Origin of the sequence: Limnobaculum xujianqingii (genome assembly GCF_013394855.1) — a bacterium.
GTDB classification, from domain to species: domain Bacteria; phylum Pseudomonadota; class Gammaproteobacteria; order Enterobacterales; family Enterobacteriaceae; genus Limnobaculum; species Limnobaculum xujianqingii.
This window is the reverse complement of sequence record NZ_JABMLK010000001.1, coordinates 705,045-730,210: the sequence shown is the minus strand read 5'-3', so window position 1 is coordinate 730,210 and position 25,166 is coordinate 705,045. Positions and strand designations below refer to the sequence as shown.

At 43.9% G+C, this 25,166-nt stretch carries 21 protein-coding genes and 1 riboswitch; of the genes, 10 read left to right on the top strand and 11 right to left on the bottom strand.

Annotated features, from left to right (window positions below; all coding sequences use genetic code 11):
• The first annotated feature begins 29 nt into the window (after positions 1-29).
• The 3 genes from GOL65_RS03190 to GOL65_RS03180 all read left to right on the top strand — a co-directional run bounded on the left by GOL65_RS03190 (position 30) and on the right by GOL65_RS03180 (position 5,064).
• A complete protein-coding gene (locus GOL65_RS03190) occupies positions 30-314 on the top strand; it encodes a transposase-like zinc-binding domain-containing protein (RefSeq protein ID WP_140918754.1) in 285 nt (94 codons plus the stop codon).
• Positions 315-531: 217 nt separating this feature from the next.
• The gene (locus GOL65_RS03185) at positions 532-2,493 is read left to right on the top strand and encodes a peptidase U32 family protein (protein WP_140918753.1); all 1,962 of its coding nucleotides are present in this window, start codon (positions 532-534) and stop codon (positions 2,491-2,493) included.
• 51 nt (positions 2,494-2,544) lie between these two features.
• Positions 2,545-5,064 carry a DUF3772 domain-containing protein gene (locus GOL65_RS03180; RefSeq protein ID WP_140918752.1) on the top strand — a complete coding sequence of 840 codons (2,520 nt, stop codon included), beginning with the start codon at positions 2,545-2,547 and terminating at the stop codon, positions 5,062-5,064.
• A 69-nt stretch (positions 5,065-5,133) separates the two neighbouring features.
• Here the strand turns inward: GOL65_RS03180 and GOL65_RS03175 are convergent, their stop codons facing one another.
• The 4 genes from GOL65_RS03175 to GOL65_RS03160 form a co-directional block, all read right to left on the bottom strand.
• Positions 5,134-6,009, bottom strand: coding sequence for an alpha/beta hydrolase (locus GOL65_RS03175; RefSeq protein WP_228723045.1), 876 nt, complete (start codon positions 6,007-6,009; stop codon positions 5,134-5,136).
• A gap of 61 nt (positions 6,010-6,070) precedes the next feature.
• A complete protein-coding gene (locus GOL65_RS03170; RefSeq protein ID WP_140918751.1) occupies positions 6,071-8,116 on the bottom strand; it encodes a TonB-dependent receptor domain-containing protein in 2,046 nt (681 codons plus the stop codon).
• Between the two features lie 310 nt (positions 8,117-8,426).
• The gene (locus tag GOL65_RS03165; RefSeq protein ID WP_140918750.1) at positions 8,427-9,041 is read right to left on the bottom strand and encodes a LysE family translocator; all 615 of its coding nucleotides are present in this window, start codon (positions 9,039-9,041) and stop codon (positions 8,427-8,429) included.
• Between the two features lie 204 nt (positions 9,042-9,245).
• On the bottom strand, positions 9,246-9,656 hold the full coding sequence (locus GOL65_RS03160; RefSeq protein ID WP_140918748.1) for a YgiW/YdeI family stress tolerance OB fold protein: 411 nt from the start codon (positions 9,654-9,656) through the stop codon (positions 9,246-9,248).
• Positions 9,657-9,833: 177 nt separating this feature from the next.
• On the opposite strand from GOL65_RS03160, the gene qseB reads away from it, so the two are divergent.
• From qseB to qseC (GOL65_RS03140), 4 genes are read left to right on the top strand one after another with little or no spacing between them, the layout of a single operon-like run.
• Positions 9,834-10,496, top strand: coding sequence for a quorum sensing response regulator transcription factor QseB (gene qseB, locus GOL65_RS03155; protein ID WP_140918746.1), 663 nt, complete (start codon positions 9,834-9,836; stop codon positions 10,494-10,496).
• Positions 10,493-11,854 (top strand): quorum sensing histidine kinase QseC, encoded by a 1,362-nt coding sequence (qseC, locus tag GOL65_RS03150; RefSeq protein ID WP_140918744.1) that lies wholly within the window; start codon positions 10,493-10,495, stop codon positions 11,852-11,854. Before qseB ends, qseC (GOL65_RS03150) begins: the two co-directional genes overlap by 4 nt.
• A 13-nt stretch (positions 11,855-11,867) precedes the next feature.
• Positions 11,868-12,530 carry a response regulator gene (locus GOL65_RS03145; protein ID WP_140918743.1) on the top strand — a complete coding sequence of 221 codons (663 nt, stop codon included), beginning with the start codon at positions 11,868-11,870 and terminating at the stop codon, positions 12,528-12,530.
• The gene (gene qseC, locus GOL65_RS03140) at positions 12,527-13,879 is read left to right on the top strand and encodes a quorum sensing histidine kinase QseC (protein WP_140918742.1); all 1,353 of its coding nucleotides are present in this window, start codon (positions 12,527-12,529) and stop codon (positions 13,877-13,879) included. Before GOL65_RS03145 ends, qseC (GOL65_RS03140) begins: the two co-directional genes overlap by 4 nt.
• A 128-nt stretch (positions 13,880-14,007) precedes the next feature.
• On the opposite strand, the gene GOL65_RS03135 is transcribed toward qseC (GOL65_RS03140), so the two are convergent.
• Together GOL65_RS03135 and eptA are read right to left on the bottom strand one after the other, a co-directional pair.
• A complete protein-coding gene (locus GOL65_RS03135; RefSeq protein WP_140918740.1) occupies positions 14,008-14,382 on the bottom strand; it encodes a diacylglycerol kinase in 375 nt (124 codons plus the stop codon).
• 32 nt (positions 14,383-14,414) lie between these two features.
• On the bottom strand, positions 14,415-16,052 hold the full coding sequence (eptA, locus tag GOL65_RS03130; RefSeq protein ID WP_140918739.1) for a phosphoethanolamine transferase EptA: 1,638 nt from the start codon (positions 16,050-16,052) through the stop codon (positions 14,415-14,417).
• A gap of 246 nt (positions 16,053-16,298) precedes the next feature.
• On the opposite strand from eptA, the gene GOL65_RS03125 reads away from it, so the two are divergent.
• Positions 16,299-16,958 (top strand): helix-turn-helix domain-containing protein, encoded by a 660-nt coding sequence (locus tag GOL65_RS03125; protein WP_140918737.1) that lies wholly within the window; start codon positions 16,299-16,301, stop codon positions 16,956-16,958.
• A gap of 110 nt (positions 16,959-17,068) precedes the next feature.
• Here the strand turns inward: GOL65_RS03125 and mntP are convergent, their stop codons facing one another.
• Entirely contained in the window at positions 17,069-17,638 is a 570-nt protein-coding gene (gene mntP, locus GOL65_RS03120) for a manganese efflux pump MntP (protein ID WP_140918735.1), read from the bottom strand.
• Between the two features lie 11 nt (positions 17,639-17,649).
• A riboswitch (yybP-ykoY riboswitch) is annotated at positions 17,650-17,833 on the bottom strand.
• 221 nt (positions 17,834-18,054) lie between these two features.
• Here mntP and GOL65_RS03115 point away from each other — a divergent pair.
• Positions 18,055-18,798, top strand: a complete 744-nt coding sequence (locus GOL65_RS03115) for an SDR family oxidoreductase (protein WP_140918734.1) — start codon at positions 18,055-18,057, stop codon at positions 18,796-18,798.
• 84 nt (positions 18,799-18,882) lie between these two features.
• Here GOL65_RS03115 and GOL65_RS03110 read toward each other — a convergent pair whose 3' ends face one another.
• The gene (locus GOL65_RS03110) at positions 18,883-20,061 is read right to left on the bottom strand and encodes a sugar efflux transporter (protein WP_140918733.1); all 1,179 of its coding nucleotides are present in this window, start codon (positions 20,059-20,061) and stop codon (positions 18,883-18,885) included.
• 259 nt (positions 20,062-20,320) lie between these two features.
• On the bottom strand, positions 20,321-21,739 hold the full coding sequence (dcuC, locus tag GOL65_RS03105; protein WP_179038363.1) for an anaerobic C4-dicarboxylate transporter DcuC: 1,419 nt from the start codon (positions 21,737-21,739) through the stop codon (positions 20,321-20,323).
• Between the two features lie 741 nt (positions 21,740-22,480).
• On the opposite strand from dcuC, the gene GOL65_RS03100 reads away from it, so the two are divergent.
• Positions 22,481-23,092, top strand: a complete 612-nt coding sequence (locus GOL65_RS03100; RefSeq protein ID WP_140918731.1) for a response regulator transcription factor — start codon at positions 22,481-22,483, stop codon at positions 23,090-23,092.
• A 76-nt stretch (positions 23,093-23,168) separates the two neighbouring features.
• Here GOL65_RS03100 and ilvN read toward each other — a convergent pair whose 3' ends face one another.
• Both ilvN and ilvB read right to left on the bottom strand, forming a co-directional pair.
• Entirely contained in the window at positions 23,169-23,462 is a 294-nt protein-coding gene (ilvN, locus tag GOL65_RS03095) for an acetolactate synthase small subunit (RefSeq protein WP_140918730.1), read from the bottom strand.
• Between the two features lie 2 nt (positions 23,463-23,464).
• Entirely contained in the window at positions 23,465-25,159 is a 1,695-nt protein-coding gene (gene ilvB / locus GOL65_RS03090; RefSeq protein ID WP_140918729.1) for an acetolactate synthase large subunit, read from the bottom strand.
• Positions 25,160-25,166 lie beyond the last annotated feature (7 nt).

The window sequence follows — 25,166 nt, the reverse complement described above, 5'->3', positions numbered from 1 at the left end:
AGGGAGTTGAGGTATAGGGAGGTATCAAAATGAAAGCCGCCGCCATTATGTGCCATCATTGTGGTAGAAGAAATTGTGTTCGCCGCCATGGTAGAGCACGCTCCGGATTACAGCGTTACTACTGTTCCGGGTGTAGTCGAACGTTTCAAAGTAGTTATATTTATCAGGGTAATGAAGGGAATATTCTACGCCAGATTGAAGCGCTGCACGCAAAGGGAAAAAACCAGATGGATATTTGCCGAAGTTTGGGTATTACCACCATGGTGCTCGATCGTTACTTATATTTAATCTCAATAGAAAATAAGACTCGTTAATTATTTCTGCCAACATCTTCCTGTTTTGGATTATCCCGCCTGATGGCGGGATAATCATCTAAGCTTAATATCATATAAACTCTCCGCGATGACTAAGATCCCCATGCGCGGAAATTCAAATCTAATGTACAATGCCGCACGCTGTAGCGACGGCTATCAACATCGCCATGTCTGCTACCTGTTCGATACGATTAACCATTATATAATTCAGTGATATATGAGACTTTCAGACAATCAAATAGAACTACTCAGTCCGGCAAGAGATGTCGAAATTGCCCGTGAAGCTATTTTACACGGTGCTGATGCCATTTATATTGGCGGTCCCAGCTTTGGCGCTCGTCATAATGCAGGAAACAGTCTGAAAGATATTGCTGAGCTGGTTATTTTTGCTCACCGATATTATGCCAAAGTATTTGTTACTCTAAATACCATCTTACATGATGATGAATTAGAACCAGCAAGACAGCTGATTTATCAACTGTATGATGCCGGTGTTGATGCGTTGATCGTTCAGGATATGGGCATTTTGCAGTTAGATATTCCACCTATCGATCTGCATGCCAGTACCCAAACGGATATCAGAACGCTTGAAAAAGCGAAATTCCTGTCTGACGTGGGTTTATCCCAACTGGTGCTGGCAAGAGAGCTTAATCTGGAACAGATTCGGCAAATTAAACATAACGTTAGTGCAGCGATTGAGTTTTTTATTCATGGTGCATTATGTGTGGCTTTTTCAGGTCAGTGCTACATTTCCCATGCTCAAACCGGTCGTAGTGCCAACCGGGGCGACTGCTCGCAAGCCTGTCGTTTGCCATATACCTTAAAGGACGATAAGGGCGGCATTGTGGCTTATGACAAACATTTACTCTCAATGAAAGATAACAATCAGGCAGCAAACCTGTCTGCACTGATTGATGCTGGTGTACGCTCTTTTAAAATAGAAGGGCGTTATAAAGATATGGGATATGTGAAAAATATCACCGCCTATTATCGTCAACAGATTGACCAAATTTTGCTGCAACGTTCAGACCTGTTAGCGGCCTCCAGCGGTAGAACTGTGCATCAGTTTATCCCTAATCCGGAGAAAACATTCCATCGGGGAAGCACCGATTACTTTGTTAATCAACGGCAGATGGATATCGGTGCATTTGATTCACCAAAATATATCGGGTTGCCTATTGGTGAAGTGCTTAAGGTTGGAGGAAGCTATCTGGATGTTAGCGTGACTGAACCGCTGACTAATGGTGATGGATTAAACGTACTGATTAAGCGAGAAATTGTCGGTTTTCGCGCCAGTAAAGTAGAGAAAATGGCAGAGCTTCGCTACCGGGTTTATCCGAACGAAATGCTGCCAGAATTTAGTAAGTTACGACCAAACCATCCGCTAAACCGTAATCTGGATCACCTGTGGCAACAGTCGCTACTGAAGTCATCCAGTGAACGTAAAGTGGACGTTGAACTACACTTAACTCAGTCTGGTTCTGAATTACTGCTGTTGGCAACCAGTGAAGAGGGTATTTGCGTTACAACGTCACTCAGTGGTGATTTTGAAGTCGCCAATCAGACGGAGAAATCGTTACAAAATTTGAAAGATGGATTATCCAAACTGGGTCAAACCATCTATCGCGCTGTTTCAGTCACTGTCGATTTACCGGTGGTGTATTTTATTCCCAGTGCTCAGTTAAATCAGCTGCGACGGGATGCGATTGATGCACTAACGGAAGCCCGGTTGCAAAATTACCAGCGTGCCGAGCGCCTGCCAGTCTCTGAGCCTGCGCCAGTCTACCCTGAAACTCATTTAAGCTTTCTGGCTAACGTTTATAACCATAAAGCCAGGGAGTTTTATCAACGATTTGGTGTCGAACTAATTGACGCCGCTTATGAAGCCCATCAGGAAAAATCAGATGTGCCGGTAATGATTACCAAACATTGTCTGCGTTTTGCCTTTAACTTATGTCCTAAACAAGCCAAAGGTGTTCAGGGGGTTAAGGGACGGGCAACGCCAATGCAACTGGTACACAATGATGAAGTGCTGACGTTAACCTTTGACTGTAAACCATGCGAAATGCAGGTATGGGGCAAGATCAAACCACATGTTTTAAAAGCGCCGTTAGCAGGAAGCATTTTGGCTTCAATTTCTGTCGATGAGTTAAAAAAGACCATCAAGCCAAAGTTATAACACTGACTATTATCTCTAACTGACATGTAGTGACGTTTGGAGTATTGCTGTATGTATCGATTTTCAAAAATATTGCTTCTAATTTGTTTATTGACTGTGATTGGCACAACGGTACCTTCGGTATATGCAGCACCTAAATCTCTACCTGTTGCTGGCAGCAATACCAAACCTTCGGCAAATAAACCGCAAGATCAAACACAGGCTAAGCCACAGGACCAGGATTCAGAACAGGAAGAAAAGAAAGACGTCAGTACCACAGAGCTTGAAAGTTTACAGCAACAACTTAGTGACATTAAACAACAGGTTTCTGCCGTTACTAAAGATAAAAAGTTTAGCTTACTGAATACTCAGGCGCTGGAGGTTTCACATAAAGCGGATGAATACATTGGTATTCTGACGCCAGTATTAACCCAAATTCAGGCACAACTGGATGTTATTGGCCCCGCACCGGCACCTGGTGCGTTAGATGAAACGCCGGAAGTGACTAAACAACGCACGGCGTTAAATACGAATAAAGCGGCAACGGAGAAAAAGTTAGAACACTCTCAAACTTTAAAAACCAATGCCAGCAACCTGTCAAAGCAAATCATAGAATTACGGCGAAACGCGCTGAAAACCCAGTTGGCATTAAATTCCGGCAGTATTTTAGGGCCGCGTTTTTGGGCACCTGTTTTTAGTCCACAGGTAGATGACAGAACTAAAATTGTCGGCTTTAGCCAAATGTTGTCTGATAATATTACGCAAGCCTGGCAGCCCGATCGATTGTTTGGTTCAATCATTTTGATGGCTCTGGCTATTGGAGTTTGGCTCTATGCTCGTAAATATCTGGAAAAAGCGCTGGTATGGTTAAGCATTTGGGGTTTTCCTGATGGACGCTTGCGTCGTACCTTTTTAGCTTTTGCGACGGTTATTGTGACGGTTATTACTATTTACGGCGGAGCGAACCTGTTTTATTTGGTATTTGCCCGCAATAATACGCTACCGCCACTGGTAGATAACTTTGCTAATGGGATATTAGGATTAACCATTTTCTCCGGGCTGATTGCCGGGTTGGGCAGGGCGTTGCTGTCTATTCAACGGCCATCATGGCGACTGATACCGATGCCGGATCTGATTGCCATCGCACTTAAGCCTTATCCCACCGGGATCGCGATTGTGTTGATGTTATTTGGCACCCTGGAACAATTCAATAATGTTATTGGTAGTAGCGTCTCTGCCGCTATTTTTAGTAACGGTATTGCCGCGTTATTAATTGCGTTACTGGTATGGCGAGCAACGCGTCGGACTAATCGTATCCGTCGGGAGATGGTAGCGTTAGGTGAACCACTGGAACCCCGAACCTCGCTGGGTAGCCTGATTCATTTAGTGGTTAGCGCCGTTTCTGTCGTAATCGTGCTGGCATTGCTGATTGGTTATATTCCACTGGCGCGCTTTTTAACCTATGAACTGGTGTGGGTTTGTATTGTTTTCTCCTGCCTTTATTTAACCACTAAGTTGATGGGCGACTTGTGTGAAAGCCTGTTCTCAGTCAATCACGCCAGTGGAAAATGGATTAAACAGGCGTTAAGTCTGGACAATCGCTATCTGGAACAGGCAACCATTCTATTTTCCGCGATAGGTAATACTATTCTGGTTATGTTGGCAGCGATTGCGCTGTTTAATGGCACTTATGGTGCTACCACGCCAATGACCATTGTTGATAAAGCTATCGATATTTTGGGAAGTGATAGCTTTGGCAAAATAAATATCGTTCCGGCAAACGTCATGAGCGCCTTAATCAGCGCGGTGATTGGCTTGTACATTCTGCGCACTGCCCGTCGCTGGTTGGCAACGAAGTTCCTGCCGAAAACAGCAATGGACACCGGAATGCGGATGTCCTTAGTTACGCTGTTTAGCAATATTGGTTATGTGCTACTGATTCTGATTACTCTGTCATTGCTGGGTATTGAATGGAATAAGCTGGCCTGGATCGTCAGTGCGCTATCAGTGGGGATCGGTTTTGGTCTGCAAGAGATCGTTAAGAACTTTATCTCAGGTTTGATTTTGCTGACGGAACGGCCAGTAAAAGTAGGGGATTTGGTCAGTATCAGCGGTGTTGAAGGGGATATTCGACGTATCAACGTCAGGGCCACTGAAATTCAACTTAGTGATAAATCAACGGTGATTGTGCCTAACTCTCAGCTAATTTCCCAAAATGTGCGTAACGTCACCATGGGCAATGCTCAGGGTGTGGCTACCATTCCATTAATCTTCCCACTGGATATCGATCCTGAACAGGTAAGAGGTATTTTGCTGGAAGCTTACGTAGCCCATGAAGCTATTCAGGATACGCCCGCGCCTTCTGTCTCTTTTAGCCAGTTAACGCCAGATGGTATTACGCTAAGCGTTACGGGTTATGTTAGTAGTCCACGGGTTGTCAGCCGAACCAAAAGCGATTTGTTATTTGATATTCTGAAGCGGTTACGGGCAGCAAACGTTAAGCTTTCCAGTCCTCAGAGTTTAGTAGTGCAAAATCTGCCGCCGGAGATTGCAGCAGCTTATACCGATAACAGTAAAAAAGAAGACGAATAATTAATTGAAATCTTTCCGTTAGCGCCCGATTAAGCGCGTTAACGGAAAGGGCAATTATCAGATGTAGTATTATGTTTTTCCAGCTGTAATCACCGCTGCTTTTATGGCATCAGGGATAACGCTACCGTGGTTTTTCCCGGGGAACAGAATGAAGTTCACATTGCCTCCCTGCTGCTTCATCTCTGCCGCCAGTGCACGGGCTTTGGTTACCTGTTGGCGTTTTGCCTGCCTTTTGGCGCGCTCCGCATCTTGTGGCTTATTGGCATCTGCCGGATTAGGTTTTTCTTCATACTCTCCAACGGTTACCAGAATGGATTCCGGCCACTGAGATAACAATGGCGAACTAGCAGGAATTACTACACCATTTCCCCACCAGAGCGAAGGACTGGCTGCAACATAGTGCTGAAATTGTTGAGGGTGATTAAACAGCGTGTAGAGCGTAAATAATCCACCAAATGAATGACCCGCTAATGTCTGTTTCTGTTGATTAACCGCATAGTGCTGGTTCACCCAGGGTTTTAACTGTTGGTTAATAAACTGGTTAAATATTTCAGCTTTTCCTCCCTGAGCAAACTCTTCCCCTTCGGCCGGTGGTGTATAGTCACGGGTGCGTGGTACGGTGTTATAGCTAACATCGCCAGGGTAACCAATAGCGATAATTAACGGAGCGGGACCATTATCAGGATGGTAACTGTTTACCGCCAGCGGGAACTGACCATTGCCATCCAGCATATATAACACTGGATAACCGGAAGTGGGCGGTGGCGTATTGGGAACGGCAATATAGATTCGATAACTGCGTTGCTCATCGGCATTCATATCATATTGTTGAATTTGGAAGTGCTGATAGGCTGTTTTATCAATAGGAGGAATGGTCTGCTGTGGTTTGGCGCTAAGGGCGGTGGAAAACAGCAGCATGGAGAACAGCGCGATTAATTTAGACATGGGGACACCATTGCTTATAAATTACCGGGCGGAGCCAGAATAGTGACTCCGCCATGCAGTATCAGAACTTCACGTTAATACCGGCCCAATAGCGGCGGCCATCTTCAACGATCCAGTTCCCGCCGTTAGTATTGATATCATCACCAGTTTCATCCGTAATGTTCAGCACTGCCAGGTTTAACTGGGTATTTTTGTTAATTTGATAACTACCGCCCACATCAACAGTGGTGAAACCATCACGATAGCGAGGGCCGGTATAACTGTTACGTTGTGCTGCCCATACTTGTTTACCGGTATAGGTTACGCGGGTATAGGTTTCCAGATCGTCATTAACCGTCCAGGTTAACTTAGCATTAGCACTGTGCTTAGGCGTTTGTGCTAGCGGTTGTCCCTTTAGTGATTCACCAGAAGTGAAGAATTCATCATCACTTTTGCGTTTGGAGTCCAGATAGGTATAGTTCAAACCCAGAATCCAATTGGTCACCAGTGGGATGGTGGTCGCGGCTTCTACGCCCTTGATATTTGCTTTACCAACGTTGTCATAAGTGTACAGATTTAAACCGGTAATCGGGTCTTTGCCGCCGGTACTGTAGCTGGTGAGCTTATTTTTAAAGTCGGTATTAAACAGTGTCAGGGCAGCGTTGAAACCAGACTCATGGTCGTAAGCAATGCCGATCTCCTGGTTTACACTGGTTTCAGGCTTAAGGTCAGGATTGCCATACATAATGCCGGCACCACCCTGAGTGGCGGTACCATAATCAGGACTGATTTCACGTAAGGTTGGTGCACGGAAAGCTTTTGCTACACCACCTTTCAGCGTAATTTCATCTGTCAGGTGATAGACCAGATAGCCACGTGGGTTCCAGTAATCGCCGTAGGTTTCATGGTCGTCTAAGCGTACGCCGCCGGTAAAGGTTAAATCATCCAGCAGGGCGATCTCATCCTCAATAAACACCGATTTCTGCCAGGCAGTAATGTCTGTTTTCTCTGCGGTTGTTCTGCCGGTGGTTGAGTCATCATTTAACTCAGAATACTGATACTGACCACCAATGGTGACCATGTTGGATGGTAAAGGAAGGGTTAACTTAGCATCCACTACGGTATTGGTGATTTCTGGTTTTCTGTCGCTATAACCACCGTTCCAGGAGCCGGTAGAACTGTCCAAAGTATGTGTTTCGGTGCTGCGTTTAGTTTTTTCCTGATACACGCTAATGTCGGAAAAACCAAAATCCCACTGTCCGGTATGCGTCAGCGCCCAGTGGTTACGTTCATTATTGATATTTGTTTTGGGATTAGGCTGTTTAAGTGAGCCGCGAACCGTATAGGCTTCAATGGATTTTCCTGGCGTTGACTCGCGTTTTTGTATCGCGCGACCACCTTCTAAAATGATTTGTTGAGTATCCGTAGGCGTAAAGCTCAGTTTGGCGGTAACACCTTTATTATCGTTTTCGTTGTATCCTTCAATAATGTCATCTTCTGGTCGGTAATTACCGTAGCCATATAGCTGGAATCCAACGCGATTCTCAACTAACGGACCAGACAGGTAGAAGTTACCCGCATAGATATTCCCGGAGTCGGAGTTTTCCTGCAACGTAGCATCCATACTCACAGCACCATTCCAATCGCTGCCGACTTTGCGAGTGATGATGTTGATTACGCCGCCCATGGCATCAGAACCATATAGTGAAGACATCGGGCCGCGAATTACTTCAATGCGCTCAATGGCTTCCATGGGTGGAATAAAGCCTGATTCAAAGCCGCCGTTACCGTTAGGACGTGACTCACGGCTATTTTGACGTTTACCGTCAACCAGAATTAGAGTGTAGTCACCGGGTAAGCCTCGAATAGAGATATCCTGACTATTGGTACCACTACCGGTGATGCTGACGCCTTCAACATCTTTTACCGCATCTCCCAAATTATGGAAGGGCTTTTTCTCCAGTTGCTCGCGTGTAACTACGCTAATACTGGCTGGTGCATTACGTAGTACCTGTTGGAACCCCGATGCGGTAACAACCATGGTTTCTTCACTTTCTGCCGCCATTGCGGGAAGAGTGAAGCTACTGATAATGGCCAGACAGAGTGTGTTTAACGATCTGGTTTTCATTGTGTATCCCTGAGTATGATAATAAAAACAAAAGACTGTGCTCCGAGGTGGATGCCGAATCTTTAATATTGGTTTTAAATGCCGGGCAAACAGGCGTTGCATATGCTACTACATGAAAATACGAATGATAATAATTATTATTAATATTGTTGATGTGGACTGATTTTGAAATCAGTGGTAAGCAGGGGGAATAAAGCTATAGAAGAGAATTTACAGTGACATTGTCACATCATTAACGATTATTGATTAAAAACAGATAGTCGAAGGAAACAGTAAGCCGTCCAATAACGGCCTACTGTAGCGAGTTGCTTTATCCTAAAGCAACTTTAATACCTAAACCAATCAGTACTACGCCAAGCACTTTATCCACCATGCTTTGAACTTTTGCCAGTCCACGACGAACCGGGGCACTTTGAATCAGAACAATTAACAGTGGCCACCAGATAACGGCCAGGATCCAGATAATAAAGGCGTACCATAATTTCTCGCCGGTGCTGGAATCAATGCTGAGTACTTGAGTAAAAACGGAAAGAAAAAACAGTGTGGCTTTGGGATTCAGTAAATTACACAGGTATCCCTGAATGAAGGCATTTTTATAGCTGGTTTGTTGGCGATCAAGGTTTGTAATATCCATTTTGCTACCACCGCGAGATAGCAGAGCCTGAATACCAATCCAGATTAGATAGAGTGCGCCAGCATACTTTAACAGATTAAACAGCCAGGGCGTTGCGGTAATGACGACCGCTAAACCTGCGACACAATATGACATATGGGTAGCAACACCAAGAATAACGCCGAGCGCAGTTACCATGGCAACAGAACGACGATAACGGGCCGCATTCTTAATTACCAGAAAAAAATCGGGTCCCGGTGATAGCATGCCAAGGGTGGCGATAGTGGCAACAAAAAGAGAGGTTTCCAGCATTGAAACTCCGACATATATCCATAGTTACAGGCTTTATGCTTTGATAATGTCAGAGCTGAATAAAAATACAAAGCGGTAAATGATATGTGGCCTGAAAAATCAGATAACTCAGCTCGTTGGCTAAAAAAAAGCCTGACAGGATAATCAGGCTAAAGGTAAGGATATCAGGAAATGGAAGAAGGCATTTTTCTGCTAAACGGGTTGTTACTTAATCTTTTTAATTTGCTTCACATCAAGCTCAATAGAGTTCCAGTCTTTATCGATCTCACCCTGTAGTTCTACAGTATCAGTCGGAGAGATAGTCAGACCATTCCAGCGTTTGTGGTCAATATCAACATTAATAGTGCCGGTTTTATCGCGGAATACATACAACTCTTTACCGATTTGCTGTTCGATATTTCCCTGCAGGGTAACCCAGGTATCATCACTCATGGTTAAGGCTTTCTCAACCGTCATGGTGCCTGCATTAGGGCCTGAAAATCCGCCACCTTGTTGAGTTGGTGCGGTAGTCGTTGCTCCGGGGCCACTAAATCCACCATTTGAAGCGCTATTTTGAGCAAAAGCAGGAGCGCTGGCTAATGCGGCAACTAAAGCTAACATCGTTAATTTTTTCATGTTTTATTCCCTCAATGACAGGTGATCTACTCTTTTCGCTAACTATTAAATCACTAAGTTCTTAACAGGATCTTAATAGAATGAAAATAAAAAATATATTTGCGTAACGGGCTTTCGGCAATAGCCAGACTGGAGTTTATCCTGTAAAAATGGGCCGTTAATTAATGGGAGTAGATTATGCGTATCTTGCTAATTGAAGATGATCGGCTGATTGGTGACGGAGTCAAGTCCGGATTGACTAAACTGGGTTTTAGCGTGGACTGGTTTTCTGAAGGGAAAAGTGGCCAACGGGCAATTGATGCTGCACCTTATGATGCTGTTGTTCTCGATCTCTCTTTGCCGGGTATTGACGGTATGGATATTCTGCGCGACTGGCGCAAAAGCGGTCATGATGTCCCGGTACTCATTTTGACTGCCCGCGATGCACTGGAACAGCGTATCGATGGGTTACAGCAGGGGGCTGATGATTATCTGTGTAAGCCATTTGCCCTGACCGAAGTGGCAGCACGATTGCAGGCTTTGATTCGCCGGCGCCATGGTCAGCTTACCCCAACTATTTCCTATGGGCATGTAGTATATGAACCCGCAACCATGAGTGTAACCAGTCATGGAGAGCCTGTTATCCTTAAACCCAGAGAGTTGGCAATTCTGGAGCTGTTTTTGCACAACATCGGTCGGGTTCTGCCGCGTCCTCTGATTGAAGAAAAACTGTATAACTGGGATGAAGAGGTCTCCAGTAATGCGGTTGAAGTCCATATTCACCATTTACGGCGCAAACTGGGAAATGATTTTATCCGTACGGTACATGGAGTGGGATACACGCTGGGGGACAATAAGTGAAAACACTGAGTTTGCGACTGCGTTTGATCCTTCTGTTTATTCTGCTGGTGGTAGTAACCTGGTCGATAGCCAGTTTTCTGGCGTGGCGGCAAACCAGTAAAAATATTGATGAGATGTTTGATACTCAGCAAATGATATTTGCCAAGCGGCTTTCAGTATTGCAACCCGCAACTATCGGTAATATTTCTCAGCAGTTACCAAAAACTAAAAAGTTATTACGCCATAATCGGGGGGCTCAGGACGATGATGCTTTAGCTTTTGCCATATTTACTCCCGATGGGAAAATGGTGCTACATGATGGAGATAATGGCAGTAATTTTATCTTCAACTATCATCAGGATGGCTTTGCAAATAGCGCAATTAACGAAGATGACGATCTATGGCGGATTGTCTGGTTAAAAACGGCTGATAGTCGTTATATCGTTGCTGTTGGTCAGGAGTTGGATTACCGCGATGATATGCTGGAAGATTTGCTAATTTCACAGCTCAAACCCTGGTTGATAGCATTACCATTAATGGCTTTGTTGATGGTCTGGTTGATTACGCGGGAATTAAAGCCGTTACGCCATATTGCGAATCAACTTAATCGACGCCAGCCTGATGATGAATCATCGTTAATAGTGAGCCGGCTTCCCAGTGAAATTCAGCCAATTGTTGATGCTCTAAATAAATTATTTACCCGTATTGGTATGATGCTGGTGCGGGAACGGCGTTTTACTTCCGATGCTGCGCATGAATTACGTAGCCCTTTAGCAGCGCTCAGAGTACAGACCGAAGTGGTGCAATTATCTGGTGACGATGAAGCGATGCGTCAGCATGCTTTGGCTAATCTGACGGATGGGATAGACAGATCTACGCGAGTGGTTGATCAGTTATTAATGCTTTCACGACTGGATTCATTTTCACAATTAGATGATGTACAGCAAATAGAATGGCAGGCACTGCTACAAAACGCCATTGCTGATATCTACCCTAAAGCGCAGACAGAAGGTATTGATATCCGTTTAGATATCCATCAGAAGCCTGCACTCATTAAGGGGCAGCAACTGCTGTTATCGGTTTTGCTGCGTAATTTGTTGGATAATGCGATTCGCTATGGTCGACAGGGTAGCTCCATCACCGTGACGTTAGATAGACATAGTTTTAGCGTGGAGGATGAAGGCCCCGGTGTTAGCAATGAATATTTGCAACGTATTGGTGAACGCTTTTTTCGTCCACCAGGTCAGGAAAAGACAGGCAGTGGACTGGGATTGTCTATAGTACAGCGTATTGCGCATTTACATGGACTGGGCGTTAAATTTAGTAATCGGGAACAGGGCGGCTTTAAGGTTGTTATTAGCTGGCGTGAAATTAATTAAACAGGAGCCCGGCATGAGGATTCTGCTGGTTGAAGATGATGAGTTGATTGGTGATGGAATTCAGGTTGGCCTGACTGAGTTTGGTTTCACTATTGACTGGTTTAATGATGGTTTACAGGGACAAAATGCTATCCATTCTGCGCCTTATGATGCGGTGATTCTTGATTTGAGCCTGCCCCATATTGATGGGCTGGATATTCTCAAATACTGGCGTCAGAAAAAAATAGACACACCGGTACTGATTTTAACCGCGCGTGATGCCATAAAAGAGCGGGTGAGCGGATTACAATTCGGCGCGGATGATTATTTGTGCAAACCGTTTGCACTGGAAGAAGTGGCTGCTCGTCTTCAGGCTTTGGTTCGTCGCCGTCATGGGCAGCTAAGCTCAGTTATTCAATATAAAGATATAGCATTAGATACCGCCAACTATGTGGTAACTAAAGCGGGTGAACCAGTAGTCCTCACCTCCAGAGAATTAAAGCTGTTGGAATTATTTTTACTGAGTCAGAACAGAGTATTAAGCAAAGCGCTAATACAAGAAAAGTTATACTCATGGAGTGATGACGTCAGCAGTAATACGGTAGAAGTACATATTCATAATTTGCGTCATAAATTAGGTAAAGATCTTATCCGTACTATTTACGGAATGGGTTATGCCTTAGGCGATGAAAAATGAAAAGATTAAGCCTGCGTACGCGCCTTATCCTGATTTTCACTATTCTGATTCTGCTTTCCTGGGTCATTTCATCAGCCATTGGTTACGTTAAAGTTCGTCATCGTATTCGACTGGCATATGATGCGGAACAGATTATGTTTGCTAAACGGCTGGAACGTTCAGGTCTGGATGATTTACTGACGATTCAGGCTAAAAATAACAATACCTCATTTCGCCCCGATCAATTTAAGCAAGCCCGGGATGCACTTTCATTTGCTATTTTCACCACTGATGGCAAAAAGTTACTGACTGACAGAGATGATGTACCCGATTTCTTTTACTCCCCGACGGATACTAAGTTGGGAGAGATTCCCGAGTTCAGAGAAAGTAAGCTATGGCGAGTGTTATGGCTTAAGTCTCAGGACCAGCGTTTTATTATTGCTGTCGGGCAGAAAAATGCTTACCGGGAGCGACTGGCTAAGTCGATCTTGCTCGATCATCAGGTAACCCCTTGGGGAACCATGATTCCAATTATGTTGATTATTATTACACTAATGATTAACCGTGAATTAGCACCTCTCAAGCGGGTAACTTCTGAGCTTAAGCTACGAAAACCGGATGATGAAACACCCATTGAAGAGAAAAATCTGCCACCAGAAGTGCAACCCTTTGTTGATGCGCTAAATCTGCTGTTTGCTCGTATTGGTGACATGCTTAAGCGGGAGCGACGCTTTGTTTCTGATGCTGCTCATGAACTACGCAGCCCGTTAACGGCTCTTCGGGTCCAAACCGAAGTGGCTCAATTGACGGTAAATAAACCTGAAGTACAGAAAAGGGCGTTAAATAATCTGACGATTGGTATCGATCGTGCCTCTAGGCTGGTAGATCAACTATTAACCTTATCCCGACTTGATGCTCAATCAGGTATTCCGGAACAGCAAACCATTAACTGGCAGCAGTTAATACAGGATATGCAGCCTGCTTTTTTTGCCAGTGCAAAAGAGCAGCAAATAAATCTGCAGATAAATTATCAGGGTATGCCGCCGGACAGGCAGGGAAATGAAGTTTTACTATCATTGCTGGTTCGAAATCTGGTGGATAACGCATTGCACTATACTCCGGCAGAGGGTTCAGTCAGCGTCACCTTAACCGAGCAGCAGTTAATGATTGAAGACAGTGGGCCAGGCGTCACTGAGGAACACTTACAGCGATTAGGTGAGCGTTTTTATCGTCCGCCAGGACAAACAAAAATTGGCAGCGGTTTGGGGATTTCTATTGTTAAGCAAATCGCTGAACTGCATGGTCTGGAGATTAATTTCGCCAATCGAGAGGAAGGTGGATTCAGTGTTAGGGTTGGCTTCTGGCGATAGTTTAGATATTCGGACCGATTGCTACTGATAAGGAAATTGTTTCCGGCCGTACACCATGATGTGCTTACGGCCGGAGGATTCACAAGTACTAAAGTAGGAATTATAGAAATTGATGAGGATATAAAAAATTATCTAAATCCATAGGGTAATAAAACCCCTCCCCAAACTAATGCAGCCAGCAATAAAGTGATTAACACCGCTGCCGATCCCATATCTTTAGCCCGACCCGATAATTCATGATGTTCAGCACCAATTCTGTCTACCACAGCTTCAATTGCGCTATTAAGTAGTTCAACTATTACCACCAGAATCACCGAGCCAATCAGTAAGATTCGTTCAACAGAAGTAACGCTAAGCCAGCAGGCAATCGCTACTGCGGCCAGACACAAAATGGCTTCCTGACGGAAAGCTGCTTCATTTTTCCAGGCGGCAATCAACCCGGCGCGGGAATATCCGGCAGCATTAACAATACGGGTGATGCCTGTTGCTTGAACTTTACTCATAATTTCTCCTGTCCGATCATCAGAATAGTGAATTAACTGGTTTTACGACAGCTCTTGAACATATCCAGAGTCGACTGATATTCCGTTGTCTGAATATTGAAAATGCCCAACAAAGAGTGAAACAGATTGTCCTGGCTGAATTCGTTTTGTTTTGCCTCTTTGGCTAAACACCCCTCATCCAGCTTTTGTGCCTGGCGATATTCAGCAGAAGTCCATATCAACATAGGCACATGAGTTTGCTGACTTGGGGCGATGGCATAAGGAGTACCATGCAGATACAGACCATTTTCTCCCAGTGATTCACCATGGTCAGACAGATAAATCATCGCGGTAGCAAATTTGTCTTGATGTTTTTGCAGCAGACTGATGGTTTTGTCCAGCATGGCATCGGTATACACAATGGTGTTGTCGTAGGTATTACGCAGGCTGGCTACGTCACAATCCTGAATGTCATTGGTATCGCAGGTTGGCGTAAACTGACGATACTCTTTTGGATAACGCTGGTGATAGCTGGGACCATGACTGCCCATCTGATGTAAAACAATAATACCGTCGTTGTCGAGGGTATTGATGTAATCATCCAGCTTATACAACAGGATATCATCCAGACAGGCACCATCTTTACATAATTCCGGCAACTTCAATTTAGTAACATCTTCATATGGCACGCGATTACATACCCCTTTACACCCGCTGTCATTATCGCGCCACAGCACGTTAACTTTTGCACGTGCCAGAATATCCATGACATTTTCAGTATGTTTAGCGGTTGATTCGCTGTACTGTTTTCTGGGCATATTGGAGAACATGCAGGGTACAGAAACGGCGGTGGCCGTACCGCAGGAACTAACATTATCAAAATAGGTGACATTATCCCGTTTTGATAATTGAGGATTGGTATTACGTGAATAACCGCCCAAAGAGAAGTTTTCTGCTCTGGCTGTTTCCCCCAACACCAGAACCAGTAAGGTTTTTTTAGGCTGTTGCGTAATTAACGGACCTTTATGGGCATCAAGGCCAATTTGTTCAAATGGTTTACGGGAATCAATATAATTCGAAAGATTTTTTACCAGACTGCCAATTACGTTAGAAGGGGTAAGCAGTTTGACCATATCTTTATTGTTGCGGAAAAACGGTGCGTAATCTTTATAGAAAAACAGTGCGATTAGTACAATCACCAGTAGTGAAACGATAATGTTGGTAGCTCTTACCCACACGAAACGCCAACAGCTGCGAGAAGGCGTGATCTTTGTCCATGCAACAATGATGGCAGGAATAATGCCAATCAGTGTAAACCACAGCACCATTTTAAAAGAGAATAGGTCAAGGGCCTCATGGAGATCGGTTTCCAGCGCATTTTGAGTCATATTCCCGTCAATAACCGTGTTGAAACTATACATAAAGTAATTAACGGCAGCACCGACTAAAATGAAGATAATAGCGACCGGCTTACGGAGATAGGGAAGCAGTAATAAGCTAAAGATGACATTCAGACAGCAAAATAATAGCACCGGCATAGAGGCGGAGAAAAGAATGTTACGCAGGGAGTCTGGCTCGACGATCTGCCATGCCCGATAAAAAAAACGGGTATTTTGAATAAAAGTGATAAACAGAGTAACCGCAATAACAAATAGAATATCGTTACATTTTATCCGGGCAACTTTTCTCATAAATAACTATCTCTGACCATGAGTAATTGGTGAATAGTCAGCAGTTAATCAGCCAATCCTTAATCAATTATTAAGTCATTAATGATAAGTGTTATGGGGAAACTGTTACCCTTGAAGTTATCGATAAGGGAATATTTACTTATTGAAATCATTGAATTTATTTTGCGCTATTAATTTATCTTTATTATTGAAATATTTTGATACTATATTTAGAGCAAGACTTTTAATACAAAGCAGAGGCAATAAATGGAATCTGGTATTGAAGAACGTGAGCTGACCAATTTAAAAAGAAGAAAATATAATCTTCTGATTAAACAGGCCATGAAATTATTTGAAAAGGGTGCTTTTCCAACCGTGACGGAATTGGCCACAGAAGCGCAGGTATCCAGGGCAACAGCCTATCGTTATTTTCCTACTCAAAGCGATCTGATTTCAGCCGTAGTGGATGAAAGTCTTAAACCCATTATTTTGTGGCAGCCAGAACAAACCAGAGTTGAAGAGCGAGTTAATGAGTTACTGAGTTTTGCTTATCCGCAAATGTTTAAACATGAAGGCGCACTGAGAGCAGCATTATTGTTATCTTTGCAACAATGGGCAGAAGAGCGAGCATCGCTGTTTAAATCAGAAACGGATGATACAGTTGATGTATCAATAAAGCGGGAAAAACTGGTCAGAGGGCATCGTAAACAGATCCTTAAGCAAGTAACTGCACCGCTTAATGATGAATTACCTGCGGATCTGGTCGAAAAAGTAAACCACGCATTGTCGATTATTTATGGCTCAGAAGTGTTTATGGTATTAAAAGATATCTGGCAGCTGGAAAATGATGATGTTCAGGCCGTAACGAAATGGATAGCAAAAGCGATACTGAATCAAGCTCGGGCAGATGCAGAACAGGTGAAGTAACTCATTAAAGATAGAAAACGGCATAGTATTAACAAGGATTCATCGGCAGGAAAGCCAATAGCCGTTAATATCGCCCATGTGTGGATGGGCGATAAGCTGTCAGAGTTGGTTTAAGCAACCCACTCCAAATGTTCAAGCAAGATATTAATACCGATACCAATCAGAATGATCCCGCCAATAATCTCGGCGCGTTTACCAAGAATGGGGCCAATAAAACGTCCTACCATCATTCCCAGCGTTGCCATAATCATGGTAGCCAGACCAATTGCCATTGCGGTATGAATAATATTAACCTGCAACAGGGCGAGGCCAACACCAACCGCCATAGCGTCCAGACTGGTTGCAAATGCGGTAGTAACAAGAATTAAGAAGGAGTGACGACGTAGTTTTGGTGCATCCGCTTCAGGCTGCTTCGAACCTTCAACAATCATGCGACAACCTAAAATGAACAGTAGGATAAAGGCTACCCAGTGATCCCATTCGGCAACATACTGGCCCGCGACCAGTCCAATTCCCCAGCCAATTAATGGCGTGATGGCTTCAATACAGCCAAAGATAAGTCCTGTGCGGAATGCTTCCCTGAAACGGGGTTTATGCAGAATTGCGCCTTTACCTACGGAAGCAGCAAAAGCATCCATAGACATACCAAAAGCAAGGATAAGTGTTGCAGAAAGGTTCACTGTTTAGTTTCTCCGGCCGGGCTCCTCATATACATATTGGGCACCTCCCAACCTACAGTGTGCGCAATATGTCTATGGTCTCGCCTACCTGACGGTTGCCTGCACCACGCTGAACCTGTGAAGTTCATGCGAGTATGTTGATACAAGCGCTTTTGTTGTGTTAACAAAAACCGGCTACTCCCCAATGACGGCAGGCAGTTTAACATTCGTTGTCGGGATAGCCAAGAATAAATAACTCAATAATATCAATGAGTAAAATTAAATGATTCTTATTATCATCTTTATTGATGTGTCAGTATCTGCTACTTGCATGAAATAAAAACAGTTAATCTTCTACACATTAAGATCCCGTTGGCGATAGACTAAAATAATTCATAGTCATAATGTAAAACGGACCAATCAGGTGGGACAAATTTATGAAACAACAGGTTATAAAAAAAGTGGCTTTAATTACCGGAGCATCCCGGGGAATTGGTGCGGCTATTGCAGAACGTCTGGCATCTGATGGTTTTTCTGTGATCATCAACTATGCAGGTAATCAGGTCATGGCGGATGAGTTGGTTCATCAACTGCAATTGGATGGGGCACAGGCCATAGCCATTCAAGCCGATATTAGTGATGCCAGCGCGGTTAAACGTCTGTTTAATGAGGCGGAGGCGGCTTTTGGTGGCATTGATATTCTGGTTAATAACGCTGGGGTGATGGCTTTAGCACCGGTTGAAGAGATGGGTGATGCGGATGTAGAGCGTTTGCTGGATATTAATCTGAAAGGAACGTTTTACACTTCCCGGGAAGCGGCAAAACGGTTAAAACACGGTGGACGGATCATCAATTTTTCCTCATCGGTGGTTGGTTTACTTCAGCCCGGTTATGGTATGTATGCGGCAACCAAAGCGGGAGTAGAGGCGTTGACCAGCGTAATGGCCAAAGAGATGCGCGGTCGTAATATTACCGTGAATAGCATAGCTCCGGGACCGACGGCGACTGAATTATTTCTGAATGGTAAATCCCCGGAGCTGGTTGAGAAACTGGCTCATCTGGCGCCGCTGGAACGTTTGGGGCAGCCAGAAGATATCGCCTCTGCGGTATCGTTTTTAGCCGGGCCGGATGGGGCATGGGTTAATGGACAGACGCTGCGGGTAAATGGTGGCATTATTTAATGATTGAATGAACACACCAGTATCTTTGATCAGGATATTGGTGTGTTCCAATTGATTAATGATTAATGATTAATGATTAGTGAATTATGCGACTTTAATCTTCAGCAAACACAGGGTTGCTGCCAGACACATAGCGGCAGCAATATAGAAGACAGCGTGGAAGCTCCATATCTCTGCTACGGTACCTGCCAGTGATCCTGCAACAATCCAGCCAACCCGAACCGTATTGGTAAATAATGTCGTGGCTGCACCGGCCTGACCCGGCATCAAATCCTGAAAATAGAGCATGCCAATACCGGCTAAGATACCGATAAAAATGGCATTCAGTAGCTGTAAAATCAGCAATATCCAGGGGGAGGTAAAGAAGAATAACCCGATATAGAACAGCAACCCTGCAACAATGGCGTAGTGCATGAGTTTACGTTTTCCTAATCGCTGGGCGTAGTAACCGGCGATCAGCATTACCGGAATCTCTAAACCGGCGGCGGTTCCCATCATCACCCCAGCCAGCTTTTCAGGCAGCTGCAATTCACTAATCAGATAAAGCGGCATATTAATGATATACATGCCGTTACAGGTCCACATCAAAGAACTAACAATAAATAGCAACAGCACCGATTGCCGATTCTGGCGCGGGGCCTGAACCGGGGTATTAGTTGCCTGTTTCGCTTTGGGCATAGAAGGCAAGGCGTACCAAACCACTACAGAACAGAGTACAAATGCGATAGCGGCAGAGAAATACATGGTTTTAAAACCAAATCCCAAAGCCAGTGCAAAAGCTAATGGCGGGCCAATCACCCACGCCAGCGATATTTGAGCCCGTAAAATAGAGCTAAACATTACCGCTTCTCGTCCTGTTTTATCTGCATGTTCTCTGGCAAGAGCAAATAACTGTGGTGTTGCCGTTGAGCCAAAGGTGGATAGCACCACGCCAACGGTAAGCAGCAAAAAATAGTTGCGGTTAAAAGCATATAAAATGCAGCCTAATGCACCAAACAAGCAGCAGCGAATTATCAGCATTTTCCGGTCGCCAGATTTATCCGAGTAGCTGGCGATCATCTGGCTGATAATAATGCCGATGATGGCACTACCGGTATAGAACAGGCCGACCAGAACCGGGCGAGTTTGTACCTCTGTGGTTAAAAACAGACTCAGGGTTGGCGTCTGTAATGCACCGGCAATACCAGTTAAAAAGGCAATAAACAGAAAAGCCAGCGACGTGACATCCGTCATTTGTTTTAAAGAGGCAGGGAGTGATCGCATAAAGTGAATCGTTTCAAATAATGAACTGCGCGGATAATACGCCGTTTAAATTGAAATAAAAAGGCGTTTTAATTCTATAACTTAGTGATAACAAAAAATATTAATGACTATTGGCGATCAAATAATTGGTTAATCAATAACCTGAGTTAATTATTTTATTAAGGTTATTATTTGACCAAGCGTGCGGTATTAATCAGATGTGAACAGAAGAGAATAAATAAGCTATCGCCGAATAATATCGGCGATAGCAATAAAATAACTACAGGTTTAGCGGCACTTTAAAGTGAGAGGCAACAATAACCACGATCATACCAACAATCATCGGTACTGATGTACGTTTAACTACTTCAAACGGTGATATTTTTGCCATCCCTGAGGTAGCAACCACCACGCCCGATACCGGAGACATGGTGCGCCCGATATTTGATGCCTGTAGCATAGGAATAACCAGATACGCCGGGTTGATGCCCATTTGGTCCGCCAGCTTAGGAATGAATTCCACGAAGGCATAAAACGGCGCATTACCAGAACCCGTTGCCATGGCGGCCAACATAGTGATAACCACCAGAACCAGCATCATGATCATGGCACCGCCACCAGAAGATTCAGCTAACTGAATCAGGCCAGCAATAAACCCGATAGAACTTAGCCCTTGAGCAAAAATTCCCGCAGCCACTAACAGCATAACCACAGTCACAAAGGCATCACCCATTGCCTGATAGGCTGAGTCTAAACCGGCAAACATCTTCTTGGCACTGAAAGTGCGTAAGAACTCAATAACTGCCGTTAGCACCATACAGATAATAATGATGGTAATAATGTTCAGATTAGGAATAACGTGGGCAACACCTTGTTCATTAGTGAACGGCAGGCTGATTTTCCCGGAGAAGATTAATACACCGATAATTGGCAGGAATGGCAAAATAGCGTAAGCCACAGGTGCATAGGTTTTAATTTGTGAGACATCCAGCTTTTCGCTAACGACATTCTCTTTTTTATCCAGATAGCGCTGCCAAAAGAAATGAGTAATGGCGATAGCAATAATAGCAATGATGGAAATAGGCAATGTGGTATGGAAAGCAAATTCAATCAGCTTATCACCGCCCATTTTAGAGGCTTCAGCCGCGACAATCACATCGCCAGAAGTCGGGGATAAGATAATCGCAGCAGGAGAGGCACAAATTGCGGTTGCCGCACCCCGGCTTATTCCCACATTTACCATTAATGGGAACAGAGTAGCCATTAATAACACGCCCAGTCCGGTAGCCGATGATACTGCCAGTGACATCAGACAAGCGACGAAATAGGCGGCAATCATCAATATATAAGGGGAGTTAATATATTTGAGTGGATGGGAGGCCAGCTTAACCACCATATCGTTTGCGCCAATATGTGTCATATAAGCAGCAAATCCACACAGAATCATAATCATCATGCCAAGATCGGCGGCCCGATTGCTTAATAACGTTTTCATAAATTCAAAAACGTCAGTTAGCAGAAATCCGGTCGATGCCTTTTCTGCCAGGATCGGGCGACCTAAAGAGATGCTAATTAATAGTAGTAACAGACCGCCAATCAGTAGTACTCCGGTAGCAGAATACCCTTTGATAATGTAGTAACCCACCGCAATGGCAACAATCGCACCAATCAGTAGGTTTACCGTATATGGAACATCCATCATATTTTTCTCCAAGATGAGACACATAAAATAGCAGCACAATAAACGCGTCGAGTACAAAAAAATGATGTGTACTATACAGATTTAACAAATGTGGTGCATCGATTGGATGAATAATGTGATCAATGTCTTGAAGTTCATGGTAATGAACCAGTTAAAGAAGTGTGATTAGCATCATCGACTGGTTTGTTTGATTATATTGGTGTTGATTACTATCTCACTATTATATCGGTAGTTTTTATCATCATATGAAATGCATACTTTTCTTTATGGCGCGAGGTCCAATATTGGATACTCAACCAATATCAGGGTGGGGCATTAAGTACTATTATTCTTTGCAACGCATCGGTGGCAGTGAGTCAAGTATCCAATATTGAGCAATTGACTTTTATGTCAGCACGATTATCAGGGATCACCATTCAGAAGCAGTATTCAAGAGGTGTCCAAAATAGGACAGTGAAATCGTAGTCAATAGGTGTTTTGTCGAGTTATTATTTTTACAACATGTTTGGCCTGATATTTCAAGTGTCAAATATAGGACAGGTGGATTTTAGTAGTCGGTATTTTAGAACGTCATTACTTAACGTAATGCCCAACATGTTTTGTCAGATATAGTTTTACTAAAATCTCACAAACTATAAGGGTGTTATTCTTATATGCAATATAAGCGGAGAGTGTTTCATTATAATTTATGATGAAATATTCGAGCGAACTAATAGTTTTAAATCGAGGATGTTATAAATGAAACAACAAGTTATTCGTACATTGATTGTTGACAGTAATCAGTTCGTTTGTTTCGCGATTAGCGAATTACTAAAAGATGCGGATTGTCTTGAGGTAATAACCGTAACCAATACTACGGATAATATTGCTGAACGAGTAAGCAGTTTAAGTATTGATCTGGTTCTAATTAGTATCGACCTGATAAATTCAGGCAGAGATAAACTGGTTGAAGGAATACGCAGCGTAAGCCCGGACACGAAAATTATTGCTTTAGTATCAGAAACCTCCGGCATGAATATTCTTAATGCCATGAAGTATTCCATTGATGGCATTATTGATAAAACACATGACATTAAATCATTAATATTAGTCTCTCAATTGGTCATTGATGGGTTCCAGTGTATTCCTAAATATAACCTTTATGATGATGAAGTTAAACGAATTGACTCATTATCAAAACGAGAATATGAAATATTTCAATATATATCTCAGGGTATGAGTAATAAAGACATCGGTGATAAAATTAATATCAGTGTGAAAACCGTGAGCGTTCACCGCTATAATATTATGTATAAATTAAATATCAAAAACTCAATGGACCTGTATAAGCTCTGTGGTTTACCAGGGTAATTATTATGCGGCCTGAATCAGGTTTAATCTTCCTGTGAGGGTAATTAAGATTACCCTCACAGAAAAAATCGTTATGTTACTGAATAAAACTTCTTAGTTGGTCAAATACGCTTAGATCTTCACTGTATTTGACCTGTTGTACGTCTTCCAGTTTTTCTACCTGACTAACCATCTGGGACAGGCGTTGGTCTTTTTGTACTAAAAGCCAGATACGACTTTCTGTATCACCTTTTAATGGCATGCAGAGAATACCTTCTACGTTAAATGCCCGGCGGGCAAACAGGCCACAAATATGTGACATAACGCCCGGATGGTTGCGAACAATTAGCTCTAAAGCGATTTGATGTTGCTGAGACTGTTCTGTAGACATAATTAAGCTCCAACCATTTCGATGTTAGCGGCACCTGGTGGTACCATCGGGAAAACTTTCTGGTTAATATCGATTAGCGCGTGAATCAGACAAGGGCCAGGGCGACGAATGGCTTCTGCCAGAGCGGCTTCCGGATCTTGTTCGGCGTTCAGATCGCAGGTATCCATGCCAAAACCAGCGGCAATTTTAATAAAGTCGGTACGATAAGGGTAAGCTGCAGCAAAAATACGCTCCTGATAAAACAGCGTTTGCTGTTGGTGAACCAGTCCTAACGCCTGATTATTCATCAGAATAATTTTTACATCCAGATTATGTTCAACCGCAGTTGCCATTTCCTGAATATTCATCATCAGGCTGCCATCTCCGGAGAAGCATAAAACCTTACGGTTACGATCTGCCAGTGCGGCACCGATAGCAGCCGGTAAACCAAAGCCCATAGTGCCCAACCCACCTGATGTTAACCATTGACGATGGCGGCACAGAGGGTAAGCCTGAGCTACCCACATTTGATGCTGACCCACATCGGTAGTAATAACTGCTTCACAGTCTACTGCCCGGGCGGCAGCCAGTACCAATCCGTAATGGCTTAATGGATTATCGGCATCCGGCATTTGAACCGGGTATTGTTGGCGGAACTGGTTAACAGTTTTAATCCATTCGTCGCGTGGTTGTGCGCTAATTTGAGGTAATAACTGCTCTAAAACCTGACCAACATCTGCATGAATAGCAATTTGAGGTTGGCGTATCTTGCTCAATTCAGCACGATCGATATCCACATGAATGATTTTGGCATTTGGACAGAATTGCTCTGCTTTACCAATAGCGCGATCGTCAAAGCGTGCGCCCATAACAATCAACAGATCCGATTCTTGTAGAATCAGGTTAGTACTACGATTAGCATGCATCCCCAGCATGCCCAAAGATAATGGATGCTCAGCGGGCAAGGTACCCAGTGCCATTAATGTCATGGTGGTTGGTAAGTTAGCACGCTCCGCCAGCTCTATCGCCTGTTTATGGGCATCAGCACAAATAATACCGCCGCCCAAATACAATACCGGGCGCTTCGCCTGATTAATCATTTCTGCGGCCTGAGCTACCAGAGCCGTATCGAACATTGGAGGTTGATCGGGCACCGGAATGGGTGGTAGTTCGCTCAGCTCAATAGTGGCGGTTTGAACGTCTTTAGGAATATCAATCCATACCGGGCCAGGGCGGCCAGATTCAGCAATACGGAATGCATCGCACATAATCTTTGGCAATTCACTAATATCCCGTACCAGATAGTTATGTTTAGTGATAGGAATTGAAATGCCGTAGGTGTCTACTTCCTGAAAGGCATCAGTACCTATCATGCTGGAAGCAACCTGACCGGTAATACAGACTAGCGGAACGGAATCTAATTTGGCATCGGCAATGGCAGTGACCAGATTGGTAGCACCGGGACCGCTGGATGAAATACAAACCGCAGCTTTACCGGTAGAACGCGCCATTCCCTGTGCAATAAAGCCTGCACCTTGTTCATGACGAGCCAGCACATGATGAATAATGGTACTTTGCCCCAGTGCATCATACAGTGGTAACGCTGCACCTCCAGGAATGCCTGCGACCGTCGTGATCCCTTGACGTTCCAGTAAATAAACAATTAACTCAGCACCCGTAAAACGGGTTCGTTGATGTGGCATACCCGAAGTGGCCATAATTTTT

Excerpts from the sequence above, each read along its gene's own strand:
- GOL65_RS03190 (WP_140918754.1), top strand. The coding sequence starts at position 30 with ATGAAAGCCGCCGCCATTATGTGCCATCATTGTGGTAGAAGAAATTGT.
- GOL65_RS03185 (WP_140918753.1), top strand. The coding sequence starts at position 532 with ATGAGACTTTCAGACAATCAAATAGAACTACTCAGTCCGGCAAGAGAT.
- GOL65_RS03180 (WP_140918752.1), top strand. The coding sequence starts at position 2,545 with ATGTATCGATTTTCAAAAATATTGCTTCTAATTTGTTTATTGACTGTG.
- GOL65_RS03175 (WP_228723045.1), bottom strand. The coding sequence starts at position 6,009 with ATGTCTAAATTAATCGCGCTGTTCTCCATGCTGCTGTTTTCCACCGCC.
- GOL65_RS03170 (WP_140918751.1), bottom strand. The coding sequence starts at position 8,116 with ATGAAAACCAGATCGTTAAACACACTCTGTCTGGCCATTATCAGTAGC.
- GOL65_RS03165 (WP_140918750.1), bottom strand. The coding sequence starts at position 9,041 with ATGCTGGAAACCTCTCTTTTTGTTGCCACTATCGCCACCCTTGGCATG.
- GOL65_RS03160 (WP_140918748.1), bottom strand. The coding sequence starts at position 9,656 with ATGAAAAAATTAACGATGTTAGCTTTAGTTGCCGCATTAGCCAGCGCT.
- qseB (WP_140918746.1), top strand. The coding sequence starts at position 9,834 with ATGCGTATCTTGCTAATTGAAGATGATCGGCTGATTGGTGACGGAGTC.
- GOL65_RS03145 (WP_140918743.1), top strand. The coding sequence starts at position 11,868 with ATGAGGATTCTGCTGGTTGAAGATGATGAGTTGATTGGTGATGGAATT.
- qseC (WP_140918742.1), top strand. The coding sequence starts at position 12,527 with ATGAAAAGATTAAGCCTGCGTACGCGCCTTATCCTGATTTTCACTATT.
- GOL65_RS03135 (WP_140918740.1), bottom strand. The coding sequence starts at position 14,382 with ATGAGTAAAGTTCAAGCAACAGGCATCACCCGTATTGTTAATGCTGCC.
- eptA (WP_140918739.1), bottom strand. The coding sequence starts at position 16,052 with ATGAGAAAAGTTGCCCGGATAAAATGTAACGATATTCTATTTGTTATT.
- GOL65_RS03125 (WP_140918737.1), top strand. The coding sequence starts at position 16,299 with ATGGAATCTGGTATTGAAGAACGTGAGCTGACCAATTTAAAAAGAAGA.
- GOL65_RS03115 (WP_140918734.1), top strand. The coding sequence starts at position 18,055 with ATGAAACAACAGGTTATAAAAAAAGTGGCTTTAATTACCGGAGCATCC.
- GOL65_RS03110 (WP_140918733.1), bottom strand. The coding sequence starts at position 20,061 with ATGCGATCACTCCCTGCCTCTTTAAAACAAATGACGGATGTCACGTCG.
- dcuC (WP_179038363.1), bottom strand. The coding sequence starts at position 21,739 with ATGGATGTTCCATATACGGTAAACCTACTGATTGGTGCGATTGTTGCC.
- GOL65_RS03100 (WP_140918731.1), top strand. The coding sequence starts at position 22,481 with ATGAAACAACAAGTTATTCGTACATTGATTGTTGACAGTAATCAGTTC.
- ilvN (WP_140918730.1), bottom strand. The coding sequence starts at position 23,462 with ATGTCTACAGAACAGTCTCAGCAACATCAAATCGCTTTAGAGCTAATT.
- ilvB (WP_140918729.1), bottom strand. The coding sequence starts at position 25,159 with ATGGCCACTTCGGGTATGCCACATCAACGAACCCGTTTTACGGGTGCT.